This is a genomic window from Sphingomonas sp. BK235 (assembly GCF_004345855.1).
Taxonomy (GTDB): Bacteria; Pseudomonadota; Alphaproteobacteria; order Sphingomonadales; family Sphingomonadaceae; genus Sphingomonas.
Map to the genome: position 1 here is coordinate 429,747 of NZ_SLXN01000003.1, position 16,898 is coordinate 446,644.

19 protein-coding genes and 2 tRNA genes are annotated in these 16,898 nt (G+C 71.5%); 8 read left to right on the forward strand and 13 right to left on the reverse strand.

The annotated features are described in order from the left end of the window. Positions 1-36: 36 nt before the first annotated feature. Positions 37-113 (forward strand) — tRNA-Asp (locus EV292_RS11005). A gap of 75 nt (positions 114-188) precedes the next feature. Next, positions 189-265: transfer RNA gene (locus tag EV292_RS11010), tRNA-Asp, on the forward strand. 256 nt (positions 266-521) lie between these two features. Here the strand turns inward: EV292_RS11010 and EV292_RS11015 are convergent. The 4 genes from EV292_RS11015 to EV292_RS22615 all read right to left on the reverse strand — a co-directional run bounded on the left by EV292_RS11015 (position 522) and on the right by EV292_RS22615 (position 2,088). After that, positions 522-728 carry a DUF2842 domain-containing protein gene (locus tag EV292_RS11015; protein ID WP_132909242.1) on the reverse strand — a complete coding sequence of 69 codons (207 nt, stop codon included), beginning with the start codon at positions 726-728 and terminating at the stop codon, positions 522-524. Further along, positions 725-1,276: a 5-formyltetrahydrofolate cyclo-ligase gene (locus EV292_RS11020; protein ID WP_132909243.1), complete on the reverse strand. Its 552-nt coding sequence runs from the start codon at positions 1,274-1,276 to the stop codon at positions 725-727. Before EV292_RS11020 ends, EV292_RS11015 begins: the two co-directional genes overlap by 4 nt. Before the next feature lie 186 nt (positions 1,277-1,462). Next, a complete protein-coding gene (locus EV292_RS11025; protein ID WP_132909244.1) occupies positions 1,463-1,768 on the reverse strand; it encodes a cell division protein ZapA in 306 nt (101 codons plus the stop codon). Beyond that, a complete protein-coding gene (locus EV292_RS22615) occupies positions 1,768-2,088 on the reverse strand; it encodes a hypothetical protein (protein ID WP_165927067.1) in 321 nt (106 codons plus the stop codon). Before EV292_RS22615 ends, EV292_RS11025 begins: the two co-directional genes overlap by 1 nt. Here EV292_RS22615 and gap point away from each other — a divergent pair. From gap to EV292_RS11040, 3 genes are read left to right on the forward strand one after another with little or no spacing between them, the layout of a single operon-like run. Then, the gene (gap, locus tag EV292_RS11030; protein WP_132909245.1) at positions 2,081-3,082 is read left to right on the forward strand and encodes a type I glyceraldehyde-3-phosphate dehydrogenase; all 1,002 of its coding nucleotides are present in this window, start codon (positions 2,081-2,083) and stop codon (positions 3,080-3,082) included. The genes EV292_RS22615 and gap overlap by 8 nt on opposite strands. A gap of 13 nt (positions 3,083-3,095) precedes the next feature. Continuing rightward, positions 3,096-3,626 (forward strand): MOSC domain-containing protein, encoded by a 531-nt coding sequence (locus tag EV292_RS11035; protein WP_132909246.1) that lies wholly within the window; start codon positions 3,096-3,098, stop codon positions 3,624-3,626. After that, on the forward strand, positions 3,551-4,741 hold the full coding sequence (locus EV292_RS11040) for a phosphoglycerate kinase (RefSeq protein ID WP_132909247.1): 1,191 nt from the start codon (positions 3,551-3,553) through the stop codon (positions 4,739-4,741). Before EV292_RS11035 ends, EV292_RS11040 begins: the two co-directional genes overlap by 76 nt. Before the next feature lie 190 nt (positions 4,742-4,931). On the opposite strand, the gene EV292_RS11045 is transcribed toward EV292_RS11040, so the two are convergent. The 4 genes from EV292_RS11045 to EV292_RS11060 all read right to left on the reverse strand — a co-directional run bounded on the left by EV292_RS11045 (position 4,932) and on the right by EV292_RS11060 (position 9,142). Beyond that, positions 4,932-5,381 carry a MaoC family dehydratase gene (locus tag EV292_RS11045; RefSeq protein ID WP_132909248.1) on the reverse strand — a complete coding sequence of 150 codons (450 nt, stop codon included), beginning with the start codon at positions 5,379-5,381 and terminating at the stop codon, positions 4,932-4,934. 339 nt (positions 5,382-5,720) lie between these two features. Next, a complete protein-coding gene (locus EV292_RS11050; protein WP_132909249.1) occupies positions 5,721-7,049 on the reverse strand; it encodes an ectonucleotide pyrophosphatase/phosphodiesterase in 1,329 nt (442 codons plus the stop codon). 83 nt (positions 7,050-7,132) lie between these two features. Next, the gene (locus tag EV292_RS11055; protein WP_132909250.1) at positions 7,133-8,788 is read right to left on the reverse strand and encodes a hypothetical protein; all 1,656 of its coding nucleotides are present in this window, start codon (positions 8,786-8,788) and stop codon (positions 7,133-7,135) included. Between the two features lie 51 nt (positions 8,789-8,839). Then, positions 8,840-9,142: a hypothetical protein gene (locus tag EV292_RS11060; RefSeq protein WP_132909251.1), complete on the reverse strand. Its 303-nt coding sequence runs from the start codon at positions 9,140-9,142 to the stop codon at positions 8,840-8,842. Positions 9,143-9,217: 75 nt separating this feature from the next. On the opposite strand from EV292_RS11060, the gene EV292_RS11065 reads away from it, so the two are divergent. Continuing rightward, positions 9,218-9,469 (forward strand): hypothetical protein, encoded by a 252-nt coding sequence (locus EV292_RS11065; protein WP_132909252.1) that lies wholly within the window; start codon positions 9,218-9,220, stop codon positions 9,467-9,469. Here the strand turns inward: EV292_RS11065 and EV292_RS11070 are convergent. Beyond that, a complete protein-coding gene (locus EV292_RS11070; protein ID WP_132909253.1) occupies positions 9,436-9,804 on the reverse strand; it encodes a hypothetical protein in 369 nt (122 codons plus the stop codon). The two genes, EV292_RS11065 and EV292_RS11070, sit on opposite strands and share 34 nt — an antisense overlap. Continuing rightward, positions 9,801-10,901 carry a redox-regulated ATPase YchF gene (gene ychF, locus EV292_RS11075; protein WP_132909254.1) on the reverse strand — a complete coding sequence of 367 codons (1,101 nt, stop codon included), beginning with the start codon at positions 10,899-10,901 and terminating at the stop codon, positions 9,801-9,803. The genes EV292_RS11070 and ychF overlap by 4 nt, the downstream gene beginning before the upstream one ends. A gap of 114 nt (positions 10,902-11,015) precedes the next feature. On the opposite strand from ychF, the gene EV292_RS11080 reads away from it, so the two are divergent. Continuing rightward, the gene (locus EV292_RS11080) at positions 11,016-11,597 is read left to right on the forward strand and encodes a TetR/AcrR family transcriptional regulator (protein WP_132909255.1); all 582 of its coding nucleotides are present in this window, start codon (positions 11,016-11,018) and stop codon (positions 11,595-11,597) included. Positions 11,598-11,611: 14 nt separating this feature from the next. On the opposite strand, the gene EV292_RS11085 is transcribed toward EV292_RS11080, so the two are convergent. Next, entirely contained in the window at positions 11,612-12,304 is a 693-nt protein-coding gene (locus EV292_RS11085; protein WP_132909256.1) for a hypothetical protein, read from the reverse strand. A 276-nt stretch (positions 12,305-12,580) separates the two neighbouring features. Here EV292_RS11085 and EV292_RS11090 point away from each other — a divergent pair, with 276 nt between their 5' ends. Continuing rightward, positions 12,581-13,573, forward strand: a complete 993-nt coding sequence (locus EV292_RS11090) for a hypothetical protein (RefSeq protein ID WP_132909257.1) — start codon at positions 12,581-12,583, stop codon at positions 13,571-13,573. Positions 13,574-13,796: 223 nt separating this feature from the next. On the opposite strand, the gene EV292_RS11095 is transcribed toward EV292_RS11090, so the two are convergent. Continuing rightward, positions 13,797-15,317, reverse strand: a complete 1,521-nt coding sequence (locus EV292_RS11095; protein WP_132909258.1) for an efflux transporter outer membrane subunit — start codon at positions 15,315-15,317, stop codon at positions 13,797-13,799. Further along, entirely contained in the window at positions 15,317-16,897 is a 1,581-nt protein-coding gene (locus EV292_RS11100; RefSeq protein ID WP_132909259.1) for an MDR family MFS transporter, read from the reverse strand. Before EV292_RS11100 ends, EV292_RS11095 begins: the two co-directional genes overlap by 1 nt. Between the last annotated feature and the right edge of the window lies 1 nt (position 16,898).

A 16,898-nucleotide genomic window follows, 5' to 3' on the forward strand; every position in this document is an offset into this window, starting at 1 on the left:
CGTGCCGCCTAGTTGGCGCGCCTCACGCTTCTGCAAGCGGGTGTAGCTCAGTTGGTTAGAGCGCCGGCCTGTCACGCCGGAGGTCGCGGGTTCGAGCCCCGTCACTCGCGCCACCCCTCGGGGAGGCCGCAGATCCAAGCATGACCGTCGATCGTCGCAGCGGGCCGCCTCGGCCCGGCGCGACCGCTGCGGGTGTAGCTCAGTTGGTTAGAGCGCCGGCCTGTCACGCCGGAGGTCGCGGGTTCGAGCCCCGTCACTCGCGCCACGGTCGGTGGTGGCCATCGTCGATGTGCCGCGTGCCATCATAGCATATCGTCGGTATCCGAGCGCGAGATCGGCGCTCGGCGCGGGCGCGTCCGCCACTCGCCTCACCGTCATCCTGAACTCGTTTCAGGATCCACTGTGCCGCATATTCGAAGCGAGCGGCGCTTGCGGGCCAGTGGATCCCGAAACGAGTTCAGGATGACGGCAGAACGTGGACCATGGCAGGCAGAGACGGGGGCGTTTCAGCGCGCCTCACCTCACCGCCAGCGCCCGGTCTCCATCCAGCGCAGCAGCGGCTTGAGCGGCGTGATCCAGACGATGCCGGTCACCAGGTAGAAGCCGAGCTGCCCCAGCGCCGGCCAGCGCCCGATCACGCCGGAGAGCGACGCGATCGCCACGCACCACAAAGCGATCAGCAGCAGGATCGCGAGCATCCCCACCGGCTTGCGCCACGACGGCGTCATCGCGCCGCCCCCGCGATCCAGCCGCGCTCGGTCACGATCGCGTCGAGCGGGGCGTCCCACGGATCGGGGGTGATCGAGTCGAGCTGCTGCACGCTCCAGGCGATACCGATGCGGAGCGCCGCGGGATAGGCGGCGAAGGCGCGATCGTAATGGCCCGCGCCCTGGCCGATGCGATTCAGCGCGGCGTCGAACGCGACCAGCGGCGTGAGCACCAGGTCGGGCACCACCTCGGCGTGCGCACCATCGGGCTGGCGCAGCCCGAACGGTCCGTCAGCGAGCTCGAGGTCGGCGTCCCAGGCGAGGAAACGGATCGGCGTCGCGCGATCGATCACGTGCGGCAGCGCGAGCCGGCAACCCGCCGCGCGCGCCGCCGCCTCCAGTGCGGCGGGATCGGCCTCGCTGCCGATCGGCGCGTAGCTCGCCACCACCATGCCGGGCACGAGCAACGCGACGAACTCGCGCGGGCAGGGCAGCGCCGGCACCCCCGCGGCGACGAACGAGTCGCGGGCCGCCCGCGCGGCGGCGCGGAGCGCGCGCTTGTCGGTCATGTCGCGGAAAAAGGCGGGGTGGCGGGACCGCCATGGCCGTTGGCCGATGTATCCACTGACGCCCAGTACGTCAGGTGGGGATCATGTACGTCGGACCAGGATCCGGGCAGGGACAACCCCCATGGAAGATGAATAGCCTCAGGGATATGTATAAGCTCGTACCGGGCAGAACCCGCCGACCCCTATCTAGGACGTCGGTGGCGCCTGCTCAAGGGCCGCGGCGAGCTTCTCGAGCCGTTCCGACAGGCGATCGAGCGCGATCCCCTCGGGCGTCTCGGGCGGGGGCGCCTCGCGCGCCTCGATCAGCGCGTCGGCCACCATCAGCGCGGCGAGCAGCATCGTGCGATTGACCCCGCCCGCGCCGGCGGCGCGGCGCGCGTCCTCCCAGCGCTCGTCGATCAGCGCGGCGGCCTGCATCAGCCGCGCCTCGCCGCCGTCGCCGCAGCCCAGGTCGTAGCTCGTCTCGCCGATCCGCAGCGTCACGCGTGCCATCAGTCCTGCCCCCCGCGCGCGATGATCTCGTCGAGCGCGGCGACCGCCTCGCCCATTTTGTCGCGCAGGGCCTCGTGGCGGCGCGCGAGCGTGGCGGCGGCGGCGAGGCGCTGTTCCAAGACGCGTTCGACGCGGGTGATGGCGGCATCGAGCCGGTCGATCGCTGGGTTGTCCATGCGGAGAGGCGATAGGATCGCCCGCGCGCGTCGACAAGATGGCGTAGAGACGAGCGGATGCACCGCAGCGGTTGACGGCCGCGCGCCGTCCGGCGCAAAGGCACGCGCGACACCGAACTTACGCGGAGACAGGCGCATGACCAAGGTAGCGATCAACGGCTTCGGACGGATCGGGCGGCTGGTGGCGCGCGCGCTGATCGAGCGGGGCAGCGACCTCGAGCTGGTGGCGATCAACGATCTCGCCGACACCAAGTCGAATGCGTGGCTGTTCAGCCGCGACAGCGTCCATGGCAAATACGCCGGCACCGTCGAGGCCGACGGGCAGGACATGGTGATCGACGGCAAGCGCATCCGCGTCACCGCCGAGCGCGATCCCGCCAACCTGCCGCACCGCGAGCTTGGCGTCGACATCGTGCTGGAATGCACCGGCTTCTTCACCGATCGCGCCAGCGCGCAGAAGCATATCGACGCCGGCGCCAAGAAGGTGCTGATCTCGGCGCCTGCCAAGAACGTCGACCTCACCGTCGTCTACGGCGTCAACCACGACAAGCTCGAGGCCGGGCACACGATCGTGTCGAACGCGTCGTGCACCACCAACTGCCTCGCGCCGGTGGCCAAGGTGCTCAACGACTCGATCGGGATCGAGCGCGGCCTGATGACCACGATCCACGCTTATACCAACGACCAGAAGATCCTCGACCAGATCCACAGCGACCTGCGCCGTGCGCGCGCGGCGGCGATGAACATCATCCCGACCACCACCGGCGCGGCGCGCGCGGTGGGCGAGGTGCTGCCCGAGCTGAAGGGCAAGCTGGACGGCTCCGCGATCCGCGTGCCGGTGCCCGACGGCAGTCTCGTCGACCTCACCTTCACGCCGAAGCGCGACACCAGCAAGGAAGAGGTCAACCAGCTGCTCAAGGCCGCGGCCGAGGGCGCGATGCAGGGCGTGCTGCATTATTCGGACGAGCCGCTCGTCTCGATCGACATCGTCCACACGCCTTACTCGTCGACGGTCGACAGCCTCGAGACCGCGGTGATCGACGGCAAGCTGGTGCGTGTGGTCAGCTGGTACGACAATGAGTGGGGCTTCTCGAATCGCATGGTCGACACCGCGACCGCGATGGCGAAGCTCGGCTGAGGTGGGGGCGGGCGTGACGGGCGTGCTGCTCGGCATCGCGCGCCACGCCCGCTCGCGCGCGCCGGTCGAGACGGTGGCGCGCGCCGAGGTGTCGCTCGTAGGCGGCATCCACGGCGACTTTCGCGGCGCGATGCGCGGCAAGCCGTACAAGCGCCAGGTCACGCTGATCGAGCGCGGCGACTGGGACACGGCGATGCGGCTGGTCGGTCACACGATCGACTGGACCGAGCGGCGCGCCAACCTGCTGGTCGACGAACTCGACCTGCCGCAGCGCGCGGGCATGGTGCTCCGCATCGGCGCCGACGTGCTGCTTGAGATCACGCGCGAGTGCGACCCGTGCGAGCGGATGGAAGCGCTCGCCCCCGGCCTCAAACAGGCGATGACGCCCGACTGGCGCGGCGGCGCCTGCGCGATGGTGGTACAGGGCGGCACGATCGCCGTCGGTGACAGGATCAGGATCGAGGATTCATGGCCAAGTCTTTTCGAACGCTCGACGACATCGGCGACGTCGCCGGCAAGCGGGTCCTCGTCCGCGAGGACCTGAACGTCCCCTTCAAGGACGGCCAGGTCACCGACGACACGCGGCTGCGCGCCACCGTCGCGACCGTCGCCGAGCTCGCCGACAAGGGCGCGATCGTGCTCGTGCTGGCGCATTTCGGCCGCCCCAAGGGGCAGCCAGCGCCCGAATTCTCGCTCGCGCAGATCACCCGGCCGTATGAGAGCGTGCTCGGGCGCCCGGTGCGCTTCGTCGACTGGGCAGGCGCCGCCGAGGCGGTCGCCACGCTCCAGCCCGGCGACGTCGCGGTGCTGGAGAACACGCGTTTCTTCGCCGGCGAGGAGAAGAACGACCGTGAGACGATCGACCGCATCGCCGCGCTCGGCGACCTCTATGTCAACGACGCTTTCTCCGCCGCGCACCGCGCGCACGCCTCGACCGCGGGGCTGGCGCAGGTGCTCCCGGCCTATGCCGGGCGCGCGATGGAGGCTGAGCTCGACGCGCTCGAGAAGGCGCTCGGCGCGCCCGAGCATCCGGTGGCGGCGGTGGTCGGCGGCGCCAAGGTCTCGACCAAGCTCGACGTGCTCAAGCATCTCGTCGGCAAGGTGGATCACCTCATCATCGGCGGCGGCATGGCCAACACCTTCCTCGCCGCGCGCGGCGTGAACGTGGGCAAGAGCCTGTGCGAGCACGATCTCACCGGCACCGCCGAGGAGATCCTGGAGGCCGCCGATCGCGCCAATTGCATCGTCCACCTTCCCTATGACGTGGTGGTGGCGAAGGAATTCCGCGCCAACCCGCCGGTGCGCACCGCGAACGTCCACGAGGTCGCCGACGACGAGATGATCCTCGACATCGGCCCGGCCGCGGTCGAGGGGCTGGGCGACGTGCTCAAGACCTGCCGGACGCTGGTGTGGAACGGCCCGCTCGGCGCGTTCGAGACGCCGCCGTTCGACACCGCGACGGTGGCGCTGGCGCGCACCGCGGCGGCGCTGACCAAGGAGGGCAGCCTGGTCTCGGTCGCGGGCGGCGGCGACACGGTCGCGGCGCTCAACCAGGCCGGGGTAGCCGAGCAGTTCAGCTTCGTCTCGACCGCGGGCGGTGCCTTCCTCGAGTGGATGGAAGGCCGCGAGCTGCCGGGCGTGTCCGCGCTGCAGCGGTAGCGAGGGTGAGGCGAGGGTAGCGTCTCGCTCAGCCGTGCTCCTGCTGACGCGGGGGCGTAGAGTATAAATCCGCCACGTTTGAAGCACGAGCGTGCTCCTGCGCACGCAGGAGCCCAGTGCCACGCACGTTATCCTCGCGGCTCTGGGCTCCGGCGTTCGCCGGAGCACGGCGATCGTCGGACGACTCCGCTCACCCCGCCGGCCGCGTCGCGATCAGCGCGTTGGACACCATCGTCAGCACCGCGACGTCGCGCTGGTTGAAGGCGGTGAGCCGGCTCTTGTAGATCCCCATCTCGGGACGTGAGCGCGAGACGCGCTTCTCCAGCACCTCGGTCTCGCAGCGCAGCGTGTCACCCGGATAGACCGGGGTGAGCCAGCGCAGTTCGTCGATGCCGGGCGAGCCCAGCCCGGCCTGTTCGACCGCGCGAAGCTGCTCGACCAGCATCGCCATCACCATCGCGCAACTGTGCCAGCCGCTCGCCGAGAGCCGGCCGAAATGGGTCGCCGCCGCGGCCTCGTCGGAGAGGTGGAACGGCTGGGGATCGTATTTGCGCGCGAACTCGATCACCTCGTCGCGGGTGACGGCATAATGGCCGAAGCGCGCGGTGGCGCCGACCGCGATGTCCTCGAAATATTGCATCGCGCCGCTCTCCTCTCGCGCGCCACTTCGCCATGATCGTCGCGGCGGATCAAGCCGGCGCGGCGCTTGAAGCCCGATCCATCCGAACCGAGTTGTGCTCCCGCGCACGCGGGAGTCCATAGCCACAGGCGGTCGCGTCGGTGGCCTTGGGCTGCGGCGTTCGCCGGAGCCCATCGCCGCTTTAGACGAGGTGGCTCCGCCCTAGTGCCTGCTTCCTGCCCCCGGTCGAACCGTGCTCCGGCGAACGCCGGAGCCCAGCGCCGCAGGCGTGACGCTCGGGGCGCTGGGCTCCTGCGTCCGCAGGAGCACCCGGCACGCTCACACCGGCTGGCTCACACCCTAGCGCCGCAGCACGCCGCGGAACGGCGCATCATCGCCGTCCAGCCCAATGCCAGCGGGCAGGCCGAGCAGATCGCGCAGCAGCGGCGCCACGTCGGTGTTGTCGAAGGTCGGCAGCCGCTCGCCCGCCGCGAAGGCAGGCCCATTGGCAACGAACAGCGCGCGCATGTCGGGCGAGTCATTGTCATAGCCGTGCGCGCCGCGGTGCGTGGCCTCGTCGGTCGCGTTCTTGGCGAGGATCCAGCCGCCCTCCGCGCCGTCCTCGGCCAGGCAGAGAAAGGCTGGCACGCGCGCGTTGCGGCCGTAGCGGAAGCGCGGCGGCAGCGCCTCCTTGCGCCAGCAGGTCATGTGAGGGTGTGGGCGGAGCAGCGCCTCTGCCACCGCCGCCTCGCGTCCCGGCAGCGGCGCGACGGTCGCATAGGGGCCGCTCTCGACCACCCGCGCGTCGGTCGGCGGGACGATCGAGTCGATCGCGATGCGTCGCTCGGGCGCGATCGGCGCCATGCCATGGTCGGAGACGATCACCAGGTTGGCGGGCTGGCCCAGCGCGGCGAGCCCGTCCACCAGTCGCCCCACGCTCGCGTCGGCCGCGGCGACCGCGGTCAAGGTGCGCCGGTCCGCCGGGCCATATTCGTGGCCGGCGGTGTCGACCTCGTCGAAGTAGAGCGTGACGAAGCGCGGCCGCGCCCCGGCCGGGCGCCGCAGCCAGTCGAGCACCGCGTCGACGCGCTGCCGGTCGCTCACCGCCTCATTATATTGCTGCCAGTCGTGCGGGCGGGCGCCGACATCCGCGTGCGGGTGGGCGGGATCGCGCGTGCCGCCCCAGGCGACGTTGGAGCCCGGCCAGAACATCGTCGCGGTCGGGATGCCGGCGCGCTCGGCGGTGACCCACAGCGGCTCGGCGGCGTTCCACCAGAAGGGATCGTCGCTCGCCATGGTGAAGGTCTCGCCCGGCCGCGCCCTGTCCTCCATCCAGTTCGCGACGATCCCGTGGCGGTCCGGCACCAGGCCGGTGACGAGCGTCCAGTGATTGGGGAAGGTCTTGGATGGGAAGGACGGCCGCATCGCCGCGCTGACCCCGCCCGCCGCGAGCGCCGACAGCCGCGGCGTGACGCCGCGCTCCAGATAATCGGGGCGGAAGCCGTCGATCGAGACGAGGATCGTCACCGGGGCAGGGACGCTCGCCTCCGCCACGGTCGTCGCCGCACCCGCCGGAGCGGCGCGGGACGGGTCAGGCGCGGTCACGAGTGGCAGGGCCGGCGGCGTATGGGGGTAGGCGCAGCCGCCGAGGGTGAGGAGCGCGGCGGCGAGGAGCGGGCGTAGCGTCATGGCGGGCGCTTACGCCGCTGCGATGACGGCGGAAAGTCTCGCGGCGGCGGAGGTCGCCGCCGCGAGACGATAGGCGTCGGCGGCTACAGACCGACCGCGAACTTGGCGAACAGCGTCCAGCTCACCGGCGAGTCGCCGTAGGCGGCGTCGAGCGCCGCGGGCTTGGCATAGGCCGCGACCGTGCCCCCGAGCGCGACCCCGAGCGGCCCGACGATCGGCAGCCGATAGGCATAGCCCGCCTCCGCCTTGGTGACGCGGAAACGCCGGTCGTGCAGCGGGTCGTCATGGTCGGGGAAGAGCTCGTCGTTGGCGACATTCTCCACCCGCGCGAACAATGCGTGGCGCGGCGTCAGCTCGTAGGTCGCCTCGGCGAGAAAGGCGTCGAGCACGTCACCCGGCTGGCGGTCCTTGCGCGACCAGGCCAGCGTCGTCGCCAGACCGGCGCGCGCGTAGCTCACGCTCGCGGTGGTGCGGTCCTCATCCTCGCCGGGGTGGAGCACCTCGGGCTCCTTGAGCCGTCCGTGGCTGACCTGCAGCGCGACATAGGGCGACGGCGTCCACGTCCCACGCACGCTCCACGAATCGAGTCGGATCGGATCGAAGCCCCAGCGCCGCTCGTCGGGCTCGCGGCCCTTGAACCACGACCCTTCCAGCTGGACCTTGGGCGCCGAGACACCCGCGGTGAGCACGCCATACGTGATATGGGTCGAGTCGAACCAATGGTGCGTGATCGGCGACATCGGCAGGTAGCGCGCCGAGCCGCGGTGCATGAAGGCGCTCGGACCCAGCGCGGGCTCGCCGACGGGGGCGGCGTAGACGAAGAGGCTGGTGTCGCCGCCGAGGCGATAGTCGACCCGCGCGGCCAGCTCCATGAAGAGATCGTGCGGGTGCTGGCGGTCGACGAGCGCGCGGCCGTTCGCGGTCTCGCCGGTGGCGAAGAGGTTGGGATAGCCGCGCGCGCCCATCGCGGGTTCCAGGCTACCCATCGCGCGCAACTGGAGGTGGACGCGATCGCTCAGGTCGTTGTCGGCCATCACCATCGCCATCGACTGGACATAGGCGCCGTCGCCGCCGCGGCGCCCACCCTGATCGGTCGCCATCGCCCAGACATAGCCGTGCGTCATCAGCATCCAGTCGCCGGCGTGGAGCATCGCGCCGCGCATCGGCCCCTCGCCGGCGGGGTTGCGCGACGTGCCGCTGCCGGGCGTGTACCAGCCCGCGGCGGTGCCCATCGTCATCCCCGACATGGCGGACCCGCGCGGCGCGTGCGCCAGCGCCGCGTCGGACGCGTCGCGCCACGCCGCGGGGGCGGTGAGCGCGGGCATCGGGTGCGCCATGCTCGCGTGCGCGCCGGTCGTCATGTGCCCCATCGCGGCATGATCCATCGCGGCATGATCCATCGCGGGCGCGTCGGGCGCGGCCTGGCCGGTCGCAGCGCCGGGGGCGGTGCTCGTCGCGCGGGCTTGGCGCCCCGTCTCCTGGCGAGGCGGGGCGCCCTCGCGCGTGTCGGGTCCCGTAGCGGACGGTGGCGCCGCGGGACCGTCCCGCTCGCCCGACGGCGCGTGGTGGGGCACCGCGTGCGGGGCGGCGCGATGGTCGGGCGATGTTGCACCGGCGCGATCGTCGGCGGCGTGGTCGGCGTGAGTCGCCTGGGTATCGTGGGCGCTATGTTGTGCCGACGCGAGCGTCGGGCACGTGGCCGCCGCCGCGGTAGCGGCGAGCAGGGCGTGGCGGAACATGATGTCTCTCCGGGTAGCAGTCGTGACGGTCGGGGCGGAGGCCCCGGCAGGTCACGCCGCGCGCGGAGGGGGGGAGAGCGGGGCCAGCGCCGCCCCGGCGGTGCGCTCGTCGCGCATCGGTGCGCGCAGCCGCTCGGCCGGGTGCCACGGCGCCGCGACGACACCGCCGATCAGAAAGGCGGGCGGCACACAGCCGAGGCAATCGTGCGGCGCAACCACGGGCGCGGCGGGCGCGCGCCCGTGATGATGCATCGACGCCGCGGCGCTCACCGGTGCCGGCTCGTGGCAGGCCGGTGCCGCGCTCGCGGGCAGCGCGAGCAGCAGCGCGACGATCGAGAGCAGCAGCCGGATCACCCGCGCGCCTTAGCCGCTCGCCGCGCCGCGCGCCAGCCCGCGGGAACGTGCGGCGCGCTCGCGCTTTGTCGCGGCATGCGTACCGTCCCTCTGTCCTTGCTCCCGCTGCTGCTCGCCGCCTGTGGCGGGGAGGGCGGCGGCAACCAGACGGCGCCGGCGCCGAGCCCCACCGGCCCCGCGCCCAAGACCCCGGTGATGGACATAACCCCCGTCCCCGGCAACGAGGCCGAGTGGATGGAACCGCGCGACGCCCCCGATGCGCCGCCGAGCGCGCCTTATGCCAATCTGCTCGATCAGCCGGTGGTGAAGGGCCCGCCCGCGCGATAGCGCCACGCCAGCGCGAGGACCGCGGCGGCGAAGCCCACCTGTACCGGCACGGCGCCCGCGAAGGCGTCGAACCCCAGGATGAGCCAGGCATAAGCGTTGACCGTGACGTCAGCGACCATCAGCATCGCGGTCGTGACCAGCCCGGCGCGCCACCGCCATGCCAGCAGCGCGATCAGGCCGAGGTCGAGCGGCAGCAGCAGGTTCCAGAACAGGTTGAGCGGCGCCGGCCCGAAGGCATAGGGCCACCAGCCGTAGTGGATGACATCGACCGCATGGAAGGCCGCGCCGATCGCGAGCCCGCCCGCCACCAGCGCGACCGATCGCGGCGGCCTCACACGTTGAAGCGGAACAGCATCACGTCGCCGTCATGGACGACATATTCCTTGCCCTCCTGGCGCAGCTTGCCCGCGTCGCGCGCGCCCGCCTCGCCGCCGCACGCGACATAATCGTCGAACGCGATCGTCTCGGCCCGGATGAAGCCGCGCTCGAAATCGGAGTGGATCGCGCCGGCCGCCTGCGGTGCCTTGGAGCCCGCCTCGATCGTCCAGGCGCGCGCCTCCTTCGGCCCGACGGTGAAGAAGGTGAGCAGGTGGAGCAATTCATAGCCGGCGCGGATCACGCGCGCGAGCCCGGTCTCCTCCAGCCCCAGCTCGGACAGGAACTCGCCGCGCTCGTCCGCGGGCATGGTCGCGATCTCGGCCTCGATCGCGGCGGACACCACCACCGCCTGCGCGCCCTCCGCCGCCGCCTTGGCGAAGACGCGCGCGGAATAATCGTTGCCCGCCGACGCATGCTCCTCGTTGACGTTGCAGACGTAGAGCACCGGCTTGGCGGTGAGCAGCTGCGCCTGGTCGAGCACGCGCGCCTCCTCGGCGTCATTGGCCTCGGTCAGGCGCGCGGGCTTGCCGTCGCGCAGCAGGTCGAGCGCGCGGCCGAGCACGACCGCGGCGAGCTTGGCCTCCTTGTCGCCCTGCTGGCCCTTCTTGGCGAGATTGGGGACACGCTTCTCCAGGCTCTCCAGGTCGGAGAGCATCAGCTCGGTCTCGACCGTCTCGGCGTCGGCGATCGGATCGACGCGATTGTCGACATGCTGGATGTCGTCATTCTCGAAGCAGCGCAGCACGTGGACGATCGCGTCCACCTCGCGGATGTTGCCGAGGAACTGGTTGCCCAGCCCCTCGCCCTTGCTGGCGCCGCGCACCAGCCCGGCGATGTCGACGAAGCCGAGCTGGGTCTCGATCACCTTGCCCGACTTGGCGATCTCGGCCAGCTTGGCGAGGCGCGGGTCGGGCACACCGACGTTGCCGACGTTCGGCTCGATCGTGCAGAACGGATAATTCGCGGCCTGCGCCGCGGCCGTCTCGGTCAGCGCGTTGAAGAGGGTGGACTTGCCGACGTTGGGCAGGCCCACGATGCCGCAGCGGAAACCCATGGGAAGAACCTGTGTGATGGCGAAAGCGCGCCAGATAGGCGAGCCGCGCGCCGCTGGCTAGCTCCCGGCGCGGCGACGCTTCCCCCGCGCGACCGCAGCATCTAACAACGAGCCATGACGGACGGGATCAGCGCGGCGCCGGGGCGGCCGATGCGGCGCGACGCGCAGGCGCGGCGCGACGCGTTGATCGCGGCGGCGCGCCAGTGTTTCGCGCGCTCCGGCTATCTCGTCCCGCTCGAGGACATTGCCGATGCCGCCGGCGTGGGGCGCGGCACCCTGTACCGCAATTTCAAGGATCGCATGGCGCTGGCGCTCGCGATCTTCGAGCAGGAGATCGAGCGGATGCGCGAGCGGCTCGATCCCGAGCTGCCGCTCGACGCCGCGCTGACTCATGTCGTGCTGGAGGGGGCGTCGGCGACCGCGCTCTTCACGCGGCTGGCGCTCGACATGCCGCTCGACGGTGCCGATCGCGCCGCCTTCGAGGGACTGCGCCGGCGGCTGGAGCTGCTGTTCGAGCCGATCGCGGCGCGCGCGCACCGCGACGGCCTGCTAGCCCCGGAACTCGGCGCGCGCGACCTGGTGCTGGCGATGCGGATGCTGAGCGGGCTGTTGCTCAAACATGGCGGCGAGGCGGAGCGGCGGCAGCAGCTCGGCGACGCGCTGCGACTGCTGCTGGTCGGGCTGCGACCGCGCTGAGGCGCGCGGCGCGCTCACGAGCCGGCGACGAGCTGCTGATCCTTCCAGCCCTCGTTGGTCAGCACCAGGACCGTCCGCCCCTTCTGATCGTCGGCGAGCTGTCGCGCGATCTCGGGGAAGGCGGCCGTGACCGCCGGGTCGCCGACCCAGGCGGGACGATCCGCGACGTGGAAGCGGTAATGCACCTCGGACATCTTCTGGCCGAAGGCGTCGCCCGGCTCGGTGAAGTTGGTCACCTCGTCGACGATGGCGCGGCCGAGGCACAGGCTCTCGCCGCGGCTCGACGTCGCGCGGCGCACGGTGTCGGCCTGGGCGACCGCGACCCGTCCGGTGTCGCTCAGCGTGTAGGCGAGCGTCGGGACGCTGCGGGTCTCGCCAGCGAACCCAGTGGTTTCATGCACTTGCGTCCGTTCGCGTCGGAGCAGGCCGGCGTGGACCAGAGCGTCGAGCTGCCTGTTCGCCTCGCCCTTCGTGGCGCGCTCGTCGAGCCGGACGTAGCGCGGGAAGGGCGGTCTCGCAGACGCGCCGAAGGGGAACGGGTCCGCCCCATCGCCCTTCGGGATGTCGATGCACGGCGGCCTGGTCGCGATCGCCTCCGCGACCGCGCGCGCGAAATTGGATTTGTTGGCGACCTTGGGGTCCGAGCAGGCGGCGACCGCCTGCGCCAGCGCGCCGACCGCGGCAAGTCTCACGGCGTGTGTCGTCATCCCCGCTTCCTCGCTCGTGAATTTGACCATCATAGCGCGGCCGGCGGCGGGAACGGGGCGAACGGCAGGGACGAGTTTACTCAAAACGATCGCCGCGCAGCCAGAATGGTGAAACCCGGCGGCGCGCTCCGGTCCGGGCGGGACGCGTGGCTGCTATAAGGAAGACAGTACGCGGCGGATCGTGAGGCAATTGGGTTCCGGGTAATTGTCGACCGGTTCGTGCGCGCGGACAGACTATCGGCCGGTGGCACGGCTGGAAAACAACGAGGCGCAGCGATGAACATGGTCACGGCAGTGGGCGCGGCGCGCCCCGCGCAGCACATCCCCGAATATTATGACGCGGCGGCCTTGCAGCTGGCGCGCACCGACTGGGGCCGGGCAAGCTATGCGACCGAGGTGGAATCGAGCACGCGACCGTCGCTGCTCGCCGCCGGCGGCATGGCGGCGACCGAGACGCCGCTGGCGGGGCGCGACGATGGCGACGCGCGCCGGCGCCTGCTGATCATGGAGGACGTGGCGGCCAAGCTCAACAAGCTCGCCGAGACGAGCCGGAGCGATCTCGCCGCGCGCTCGCTCGAGGCGCTGCGCCAGAAGCTCCGACTGCTCAAGATGCAGGCGCTGGGCGCGATCATGCGCAACGATCGGCGGGCGGCCCAGATCCTGGCGGAGGAGCTGGCCGACCTGGCGCGCGCGATCGTGGCGGCGGAGCGTGACTATGCGAATGCGGGCGGCCTGCCGGGCGCGCCGACCTCGCTGTCGCTCCCGACGCTCCGTGCGACGCCCCGTGGGGAGGTGGAGCCGCCGGTGATGGGCGAGGCCGCGGCCGACATCGCGGCTGCCAACCGCCGGCACTCGCCCGAGGGCGGCGCGGGCGGCGAGATCAGCGCGGTGCTGACCGCCATCGCGGGGATGAAGGCCGCGACTGGCGAGCCGGTGCCGCCCACGACGCAACCCGCCGCCGCGGTCGCGGCGACCGCCGCCCCGCTCCCCACGCGCGATGCCGCTGGCGACACGACGCGCGAGGCGGCGGTGACCGTTCGCCGCGGGTCGACGCTGCTGCCGCTCTTCGACACCAGCGACGGCGTGGACGATCTGGCGGACGAGGCCGCCAGCCTGATCCGCGCGCTGCGTCGCGCCGCGACTCGTCCGGGCAAGGGGCGGTCGACCAGCGTCGGGGCACAGGTGGACGCCGCCGCGATCGCGGGGTCGCTCGGCATCGCGGGTTTGTTCGGCATGGCAGCGGCGACGCCCACCGCGACCTTGGCCTGACAGCCGACGCCGCGGGCGCAGAGGCGCGGGGCAGGGCGTGTCGTCGAGCTAGGGTCTGATCCACTTCGGGTGAACCGCGCTCCTGCGGAAGCAGGAGCTCAGTGCCGCAATCATGACGATCGTGGCTCTGGGCTCCTGCGTCCGCAGGAGCACGTCGCTGGTTCAACTCAGGTGGATCACCGGCTACCCGTCGCCCAGCTTCCCCCGCGCGCGCGAGGTCGCTTCAACCCGCCAGTGCGTTTTTCTCCAAGCCGCCTCGGCCAGCCGTCGTGTCCGACGCCGGCGGCCCGCTCCAGCCGAGCCCCAGGCTCTTCTGCACCGCGATATAGCTGTCGGTGAGCTGCGCCTTGGCCTGCACCACCGCGATCGCGGCGGAGAGGCGCTGACGCTCGACGTCGAGCTGATCGATGACATTGCTCGTTCCCGCGGCGACGCGCTGGCCGTTGAGCGTCGCGGCGCGCGCGGCCGATCGTTCGGCGCGGAGCAGCTGCGCATATTGACGCCGTGTGTTGCCGAAGCGCGAGAGGCTGGTCTCGGCGTCCTGCAGCGCCTCCAGCACGCGCTGGCGATATTGGGCCGCGGCGAGATCGCGCTGTGCCTCGGACTGGTCGATCGCGGCGCGCGTCCGGCCGAAGTCGAGGAACGACCAGCTCAGCATCGGCGCCACCAGCGCGGTCAGCTTGTCGGGGTCGACCACGTCGCCGATGTTGGTGCCGCCGAGCCCAAAGATGCCGAGGAAGCTCAGCGACGGGAAGAGCTTGGCCTTGTTCACGCCGATCTGCGCGTTGCTCGCCGCCAGCGCGCGCTCGGCCGAGCGGATGTCGGGCCGGTGCGCGATCAGCGCCGCCGGGTCGCCGATCGGCACCTCGGCCGGAGGCAGCGGCAGCGGCGCCGCGCTTGCCAATGTGCTGTCGAGCGCGCCGGGGGTGCGCCCGGTCAGCACCGCGAGCTGGTCGAGATATTCGGCGACCTGTGCGCCAAGCGGGATGCGCTGCGCGTCGGTGCTCTCGAGCTGGTTCTGCAACCGTTCGACCTGGAGCTGCGACGCCGCGCCGGCGGCGTAGCGCTGCCGGGTGAGATCGAGCTGGCGCTGCTGCAACCGGCTCGACTCGGCGTTGAGCCGCATACGTTCCTGCACGTCGCGCAGGCCGACATAGGCCTGCGCCACCTGCGCCGAGAGGCTCACCTGCGCGTCGGCGAGGTCGGCGAACCGTTCCTCCACCGTCGCGCGCGCGCCCTCCACCCCGCGGCGGCGCGCGCCGAAGAGATCGGGCTCCCAGGAGGCGGTGCCACCGAGATTGTAGAAGTCGATCGCGCTGCTGTCCGAGCCGCCCGACCCGGCATCGCCCCCCGCGTCGCCACTCTCGCCGCCACCCAGCGCGGTGCCGGGCAGCCGCGCGTGGAGATAGGTCGCGCTCGGGCTGATGCTCGGCAACCGGTCGGCGCGCTGGGTGCGCAGCCGCGCGCCGGCCTCGCGGATGCGCGCCTGCGCCGCGTCGATCGTCGGGCTGTGCGCGAGCGCGTCGTCGACCAAGGCGGTCAGCGTGGCGTCGCCGAGCCCCTCCCACCAGCGCGCCACGCCCGGCCCGGGACGGAGCGCCGGGTCGGCGGCGCGGACGAAGCTGCCGCGCTGCACCGCGTCCGCCGCGGTCGCGGGCGGGCCGTGATAGTCGGGGCCGACGGTACAGGCGCCGAGCAGCGCCAGCGGCAGCAGCGCGAGAGCGGGGAGGGGAGCGTGTCGCATCAATGTGTCGCCGCCGGAGGGGCGCCCTTGGGTAGCGGGCGGAGGAACAGCACCAGCGGCAGCACCGCCAGCGTCCCCACGCCCATGATCCAGAAGATGTCGTTGTAGGTCATCACCAGCGCCTGGCCCTGGATCTGCTGGCCGAGCGCGCGCAATGCGGTCGATCGGCCGCCCAGCGACTGCGCGGTGCCGTTGATATAATCCTGCACCATCACCGAGTTGGCGTTGAGCGTCTCCTCGATGCGGCGGCTGTGGAACCAGCTGCGCTGGTCCTGGATCACCGAGATGCCCGCCAGCGCGAAGCTGCCGCCGAGGTTGCGCGCCGAGTTGAACAGCCCGGAGGCGTCGCCCGCCTCCACCGGCGGCACCGAGCGCACCGCCGCCTGGCTGAGGAACAGCATGGCAAGGATCTGGCCGACGCCGCGCAGCAGCTGCGACTCGACGAAGTCGGCGCCGACCGCGTCGATCGTCAGCGTCGAGTCGAGCAGCGCCGACGTCCCCATGATCAGCAGCCCGGCGCCCACCGCGATGCGCACGTCGACGTGGCGCAGCAGGATCGGCACGATCGCCATCATGAAGAAGCTGGGGATGCCCGACAGCAGCACCACCTTGCCCGATTGCAGCGCGTTATAGTCCGCGATCGCGGCGAGGAACTGCGGGATGGCGTAGGAGGTGCCGTACAGCACCACCCCCACCACCATGCCCATCAGCGCGACCGAGCCGAACTGGCGATCGAGCAGCAATCGCAGCTTGATGATCGGCCGCCGCGCCAGGAACTGCCCCGCCATCAGCAGCGCGAAACCGAGTACCGAGATGGCGGCCATGTAGCGGATCAGCTCGGACGAGAACCATTGCTCGCGCTGACCTTCCTCGAGGAAGACGGTGAGCCCGCCGAGCCCGAGCGCCAGGCCGAGGATGCCGAGCCAATCGGCCTCGCCGATCAGGTGAAGCTGCGCCTTCTCGTGCTTCAGTCCCACGAGCAGCAGCACCACCAGGATCGCGCAGATCGGCAGGTTGATGAAGAAGGCATAATGCCAGCTGATGTTCTCGGTGAGCCAGCCGCCCACCAGCGGCCCGAGCACCGGGCCGAGGATCGCGGTCATGCCGAAGGCGGAGATGCCGATCGGCTGCTGCTCGCGCGGCAGGCGCTGCGCGATAATGGTCTGCGCGGTGGGGATCATCGCGCCGCCGGTGAAGCCCTGGCCGATGCGGCCGACGATCATCTGCGGCAGCGTGTCGGCGGTGCCGCACAGCACCGAGAAGATCGTGAACAGCGTCGCCGCGATCAGCAGGAAGGTGCGCAAGCCCAGCAGCCGCGTGAGCCAGGCCGACATCGGGATGATGACGATCTCGGCGACCAGATAGGCGGTTGCCACCCAGGCGCCCTCGGTGCCGCTCGCGCCGATCTCGCCCTGGATCGTCGGCAGCGCCGAGTTGACGATCGAGATGTCGAGCGTCGCCATGAAGGCGCCGAGCGTGCCCGCCGCGACCGCCAGCCACGCCGCGAGATCGGCGCGCTGCGGTGCGGCCTGCGCCGGCGTCGGGGAAGCGTCGCGCCGCGGCGCGGCCGCGCTCGCCACC

What these genes read in the sequence shown, in the direction of transcription:
- EV292_RS11045 (WP_132909248.1), bottom strand. Translation starts at nt 5,381, where the DNA reads ATGCAATATTTCGAGGACATCGCGGTCGGCGCCACCGCGCGCTTCGGC.
- EV292_RS11040 (WP_132909247.1), top strand. Translation starts at nt 3,551, where the DNA reads ATGGCCAAGTCTTTTCGAACGCTCGACGACATCGGCGACGTCGCCGGC.
- ychF (WP_132909254.1), bottom strand. Translation starts at nt 10,901, where the DNA reads ATGGGTTTCCGCTGCGGCATCGTGGGCCTGCCCAACGTCGGCAAGTCC.
- EV292_RS11065 (WP_132909252.1), top strand. Translation starts at nt 9,218, where the DNA reads ATGCGTACCGTCCCTCTGTCCTTGCTCCCGCTGCTGCTCGCCGCCTGT.
- gap (WP_132909245.1), top strand. Translation starts at nt 2,081, where the DNA reads ATGACCAAGGTAGCGATCAACGGCTTCGGACGGATCGGGCGGCTGGTG.
- EV292_RS11050 (WP_132909249.1), bottom strand. Translation starts at nt 7,049, where the DNA reads ATGACGCTACGCCCGCTCCTCGCCGCCGCGCTCCTCACCCTCGGCGGC.
- EV292_RS11080 (WP_132909255.1), top strand. Translation starts at nt 11,016, where the DNA reads ATGACGGACGGGATCAGCGCGGCGCCGGGGCGGCCGATGCGGCGCGAC.
- EV292_RS11095 (WP_132909258.1), bottom strand. Translation starts at nt 15,317, where the DNA reads ATGCGACACGCTCCCCTCCCCGCTCTCGCGCTGCTGCCGCTGGCGCTG.
- EV292_RS11085 (WP_132909256.1), bottom strand. Translation starts at nt 12,304, where the DNA reads ATGACGACACACGCCGTGAGACTTGCCGCGGTCGGCGCGCTGGCGCAG.
- EV292_RS11055 (WP_132909250.1), bottom strand. Translation starts at nt 8,788, where the DNA reads ATGTTCCGCCACGCCCTGCTCGCCGCTACCGCGGCGGCGGCCACGTGC.
- EV292_RS11090 (WP_132909257.1), top strand. Translation starts at nt 12,581, where the DNA reads ATGAACATGGTCACGGCAGTGGGCGCGGCGCGCCCCGCGCAGCACATC.
- EV292_RS11015 (WP_132909242.1), bottom strand. Translation starts at nt 728, where the DNA reads ATGACGCCGTCGTGGCGCAAGCCGGTGGGGATGCTCGCGATCCTGCTG.
- EV292_RS11025 (WP_132909244.1), bottom strand. Translation starts at nt 1,768, where the DNA reads ATGGCACGCGTGACGCTGCGGATCGGCGAGACGAGCTACGACCTGGGC.
- EV292_RS11020 (WP_132909243.1), bottom strand. Translation starts at nt 1,276, where the DNA reads ATGACCGACAAGCGCGCGCTCCGCGCCGCCGCGCGGGCGGCCCGCGAC.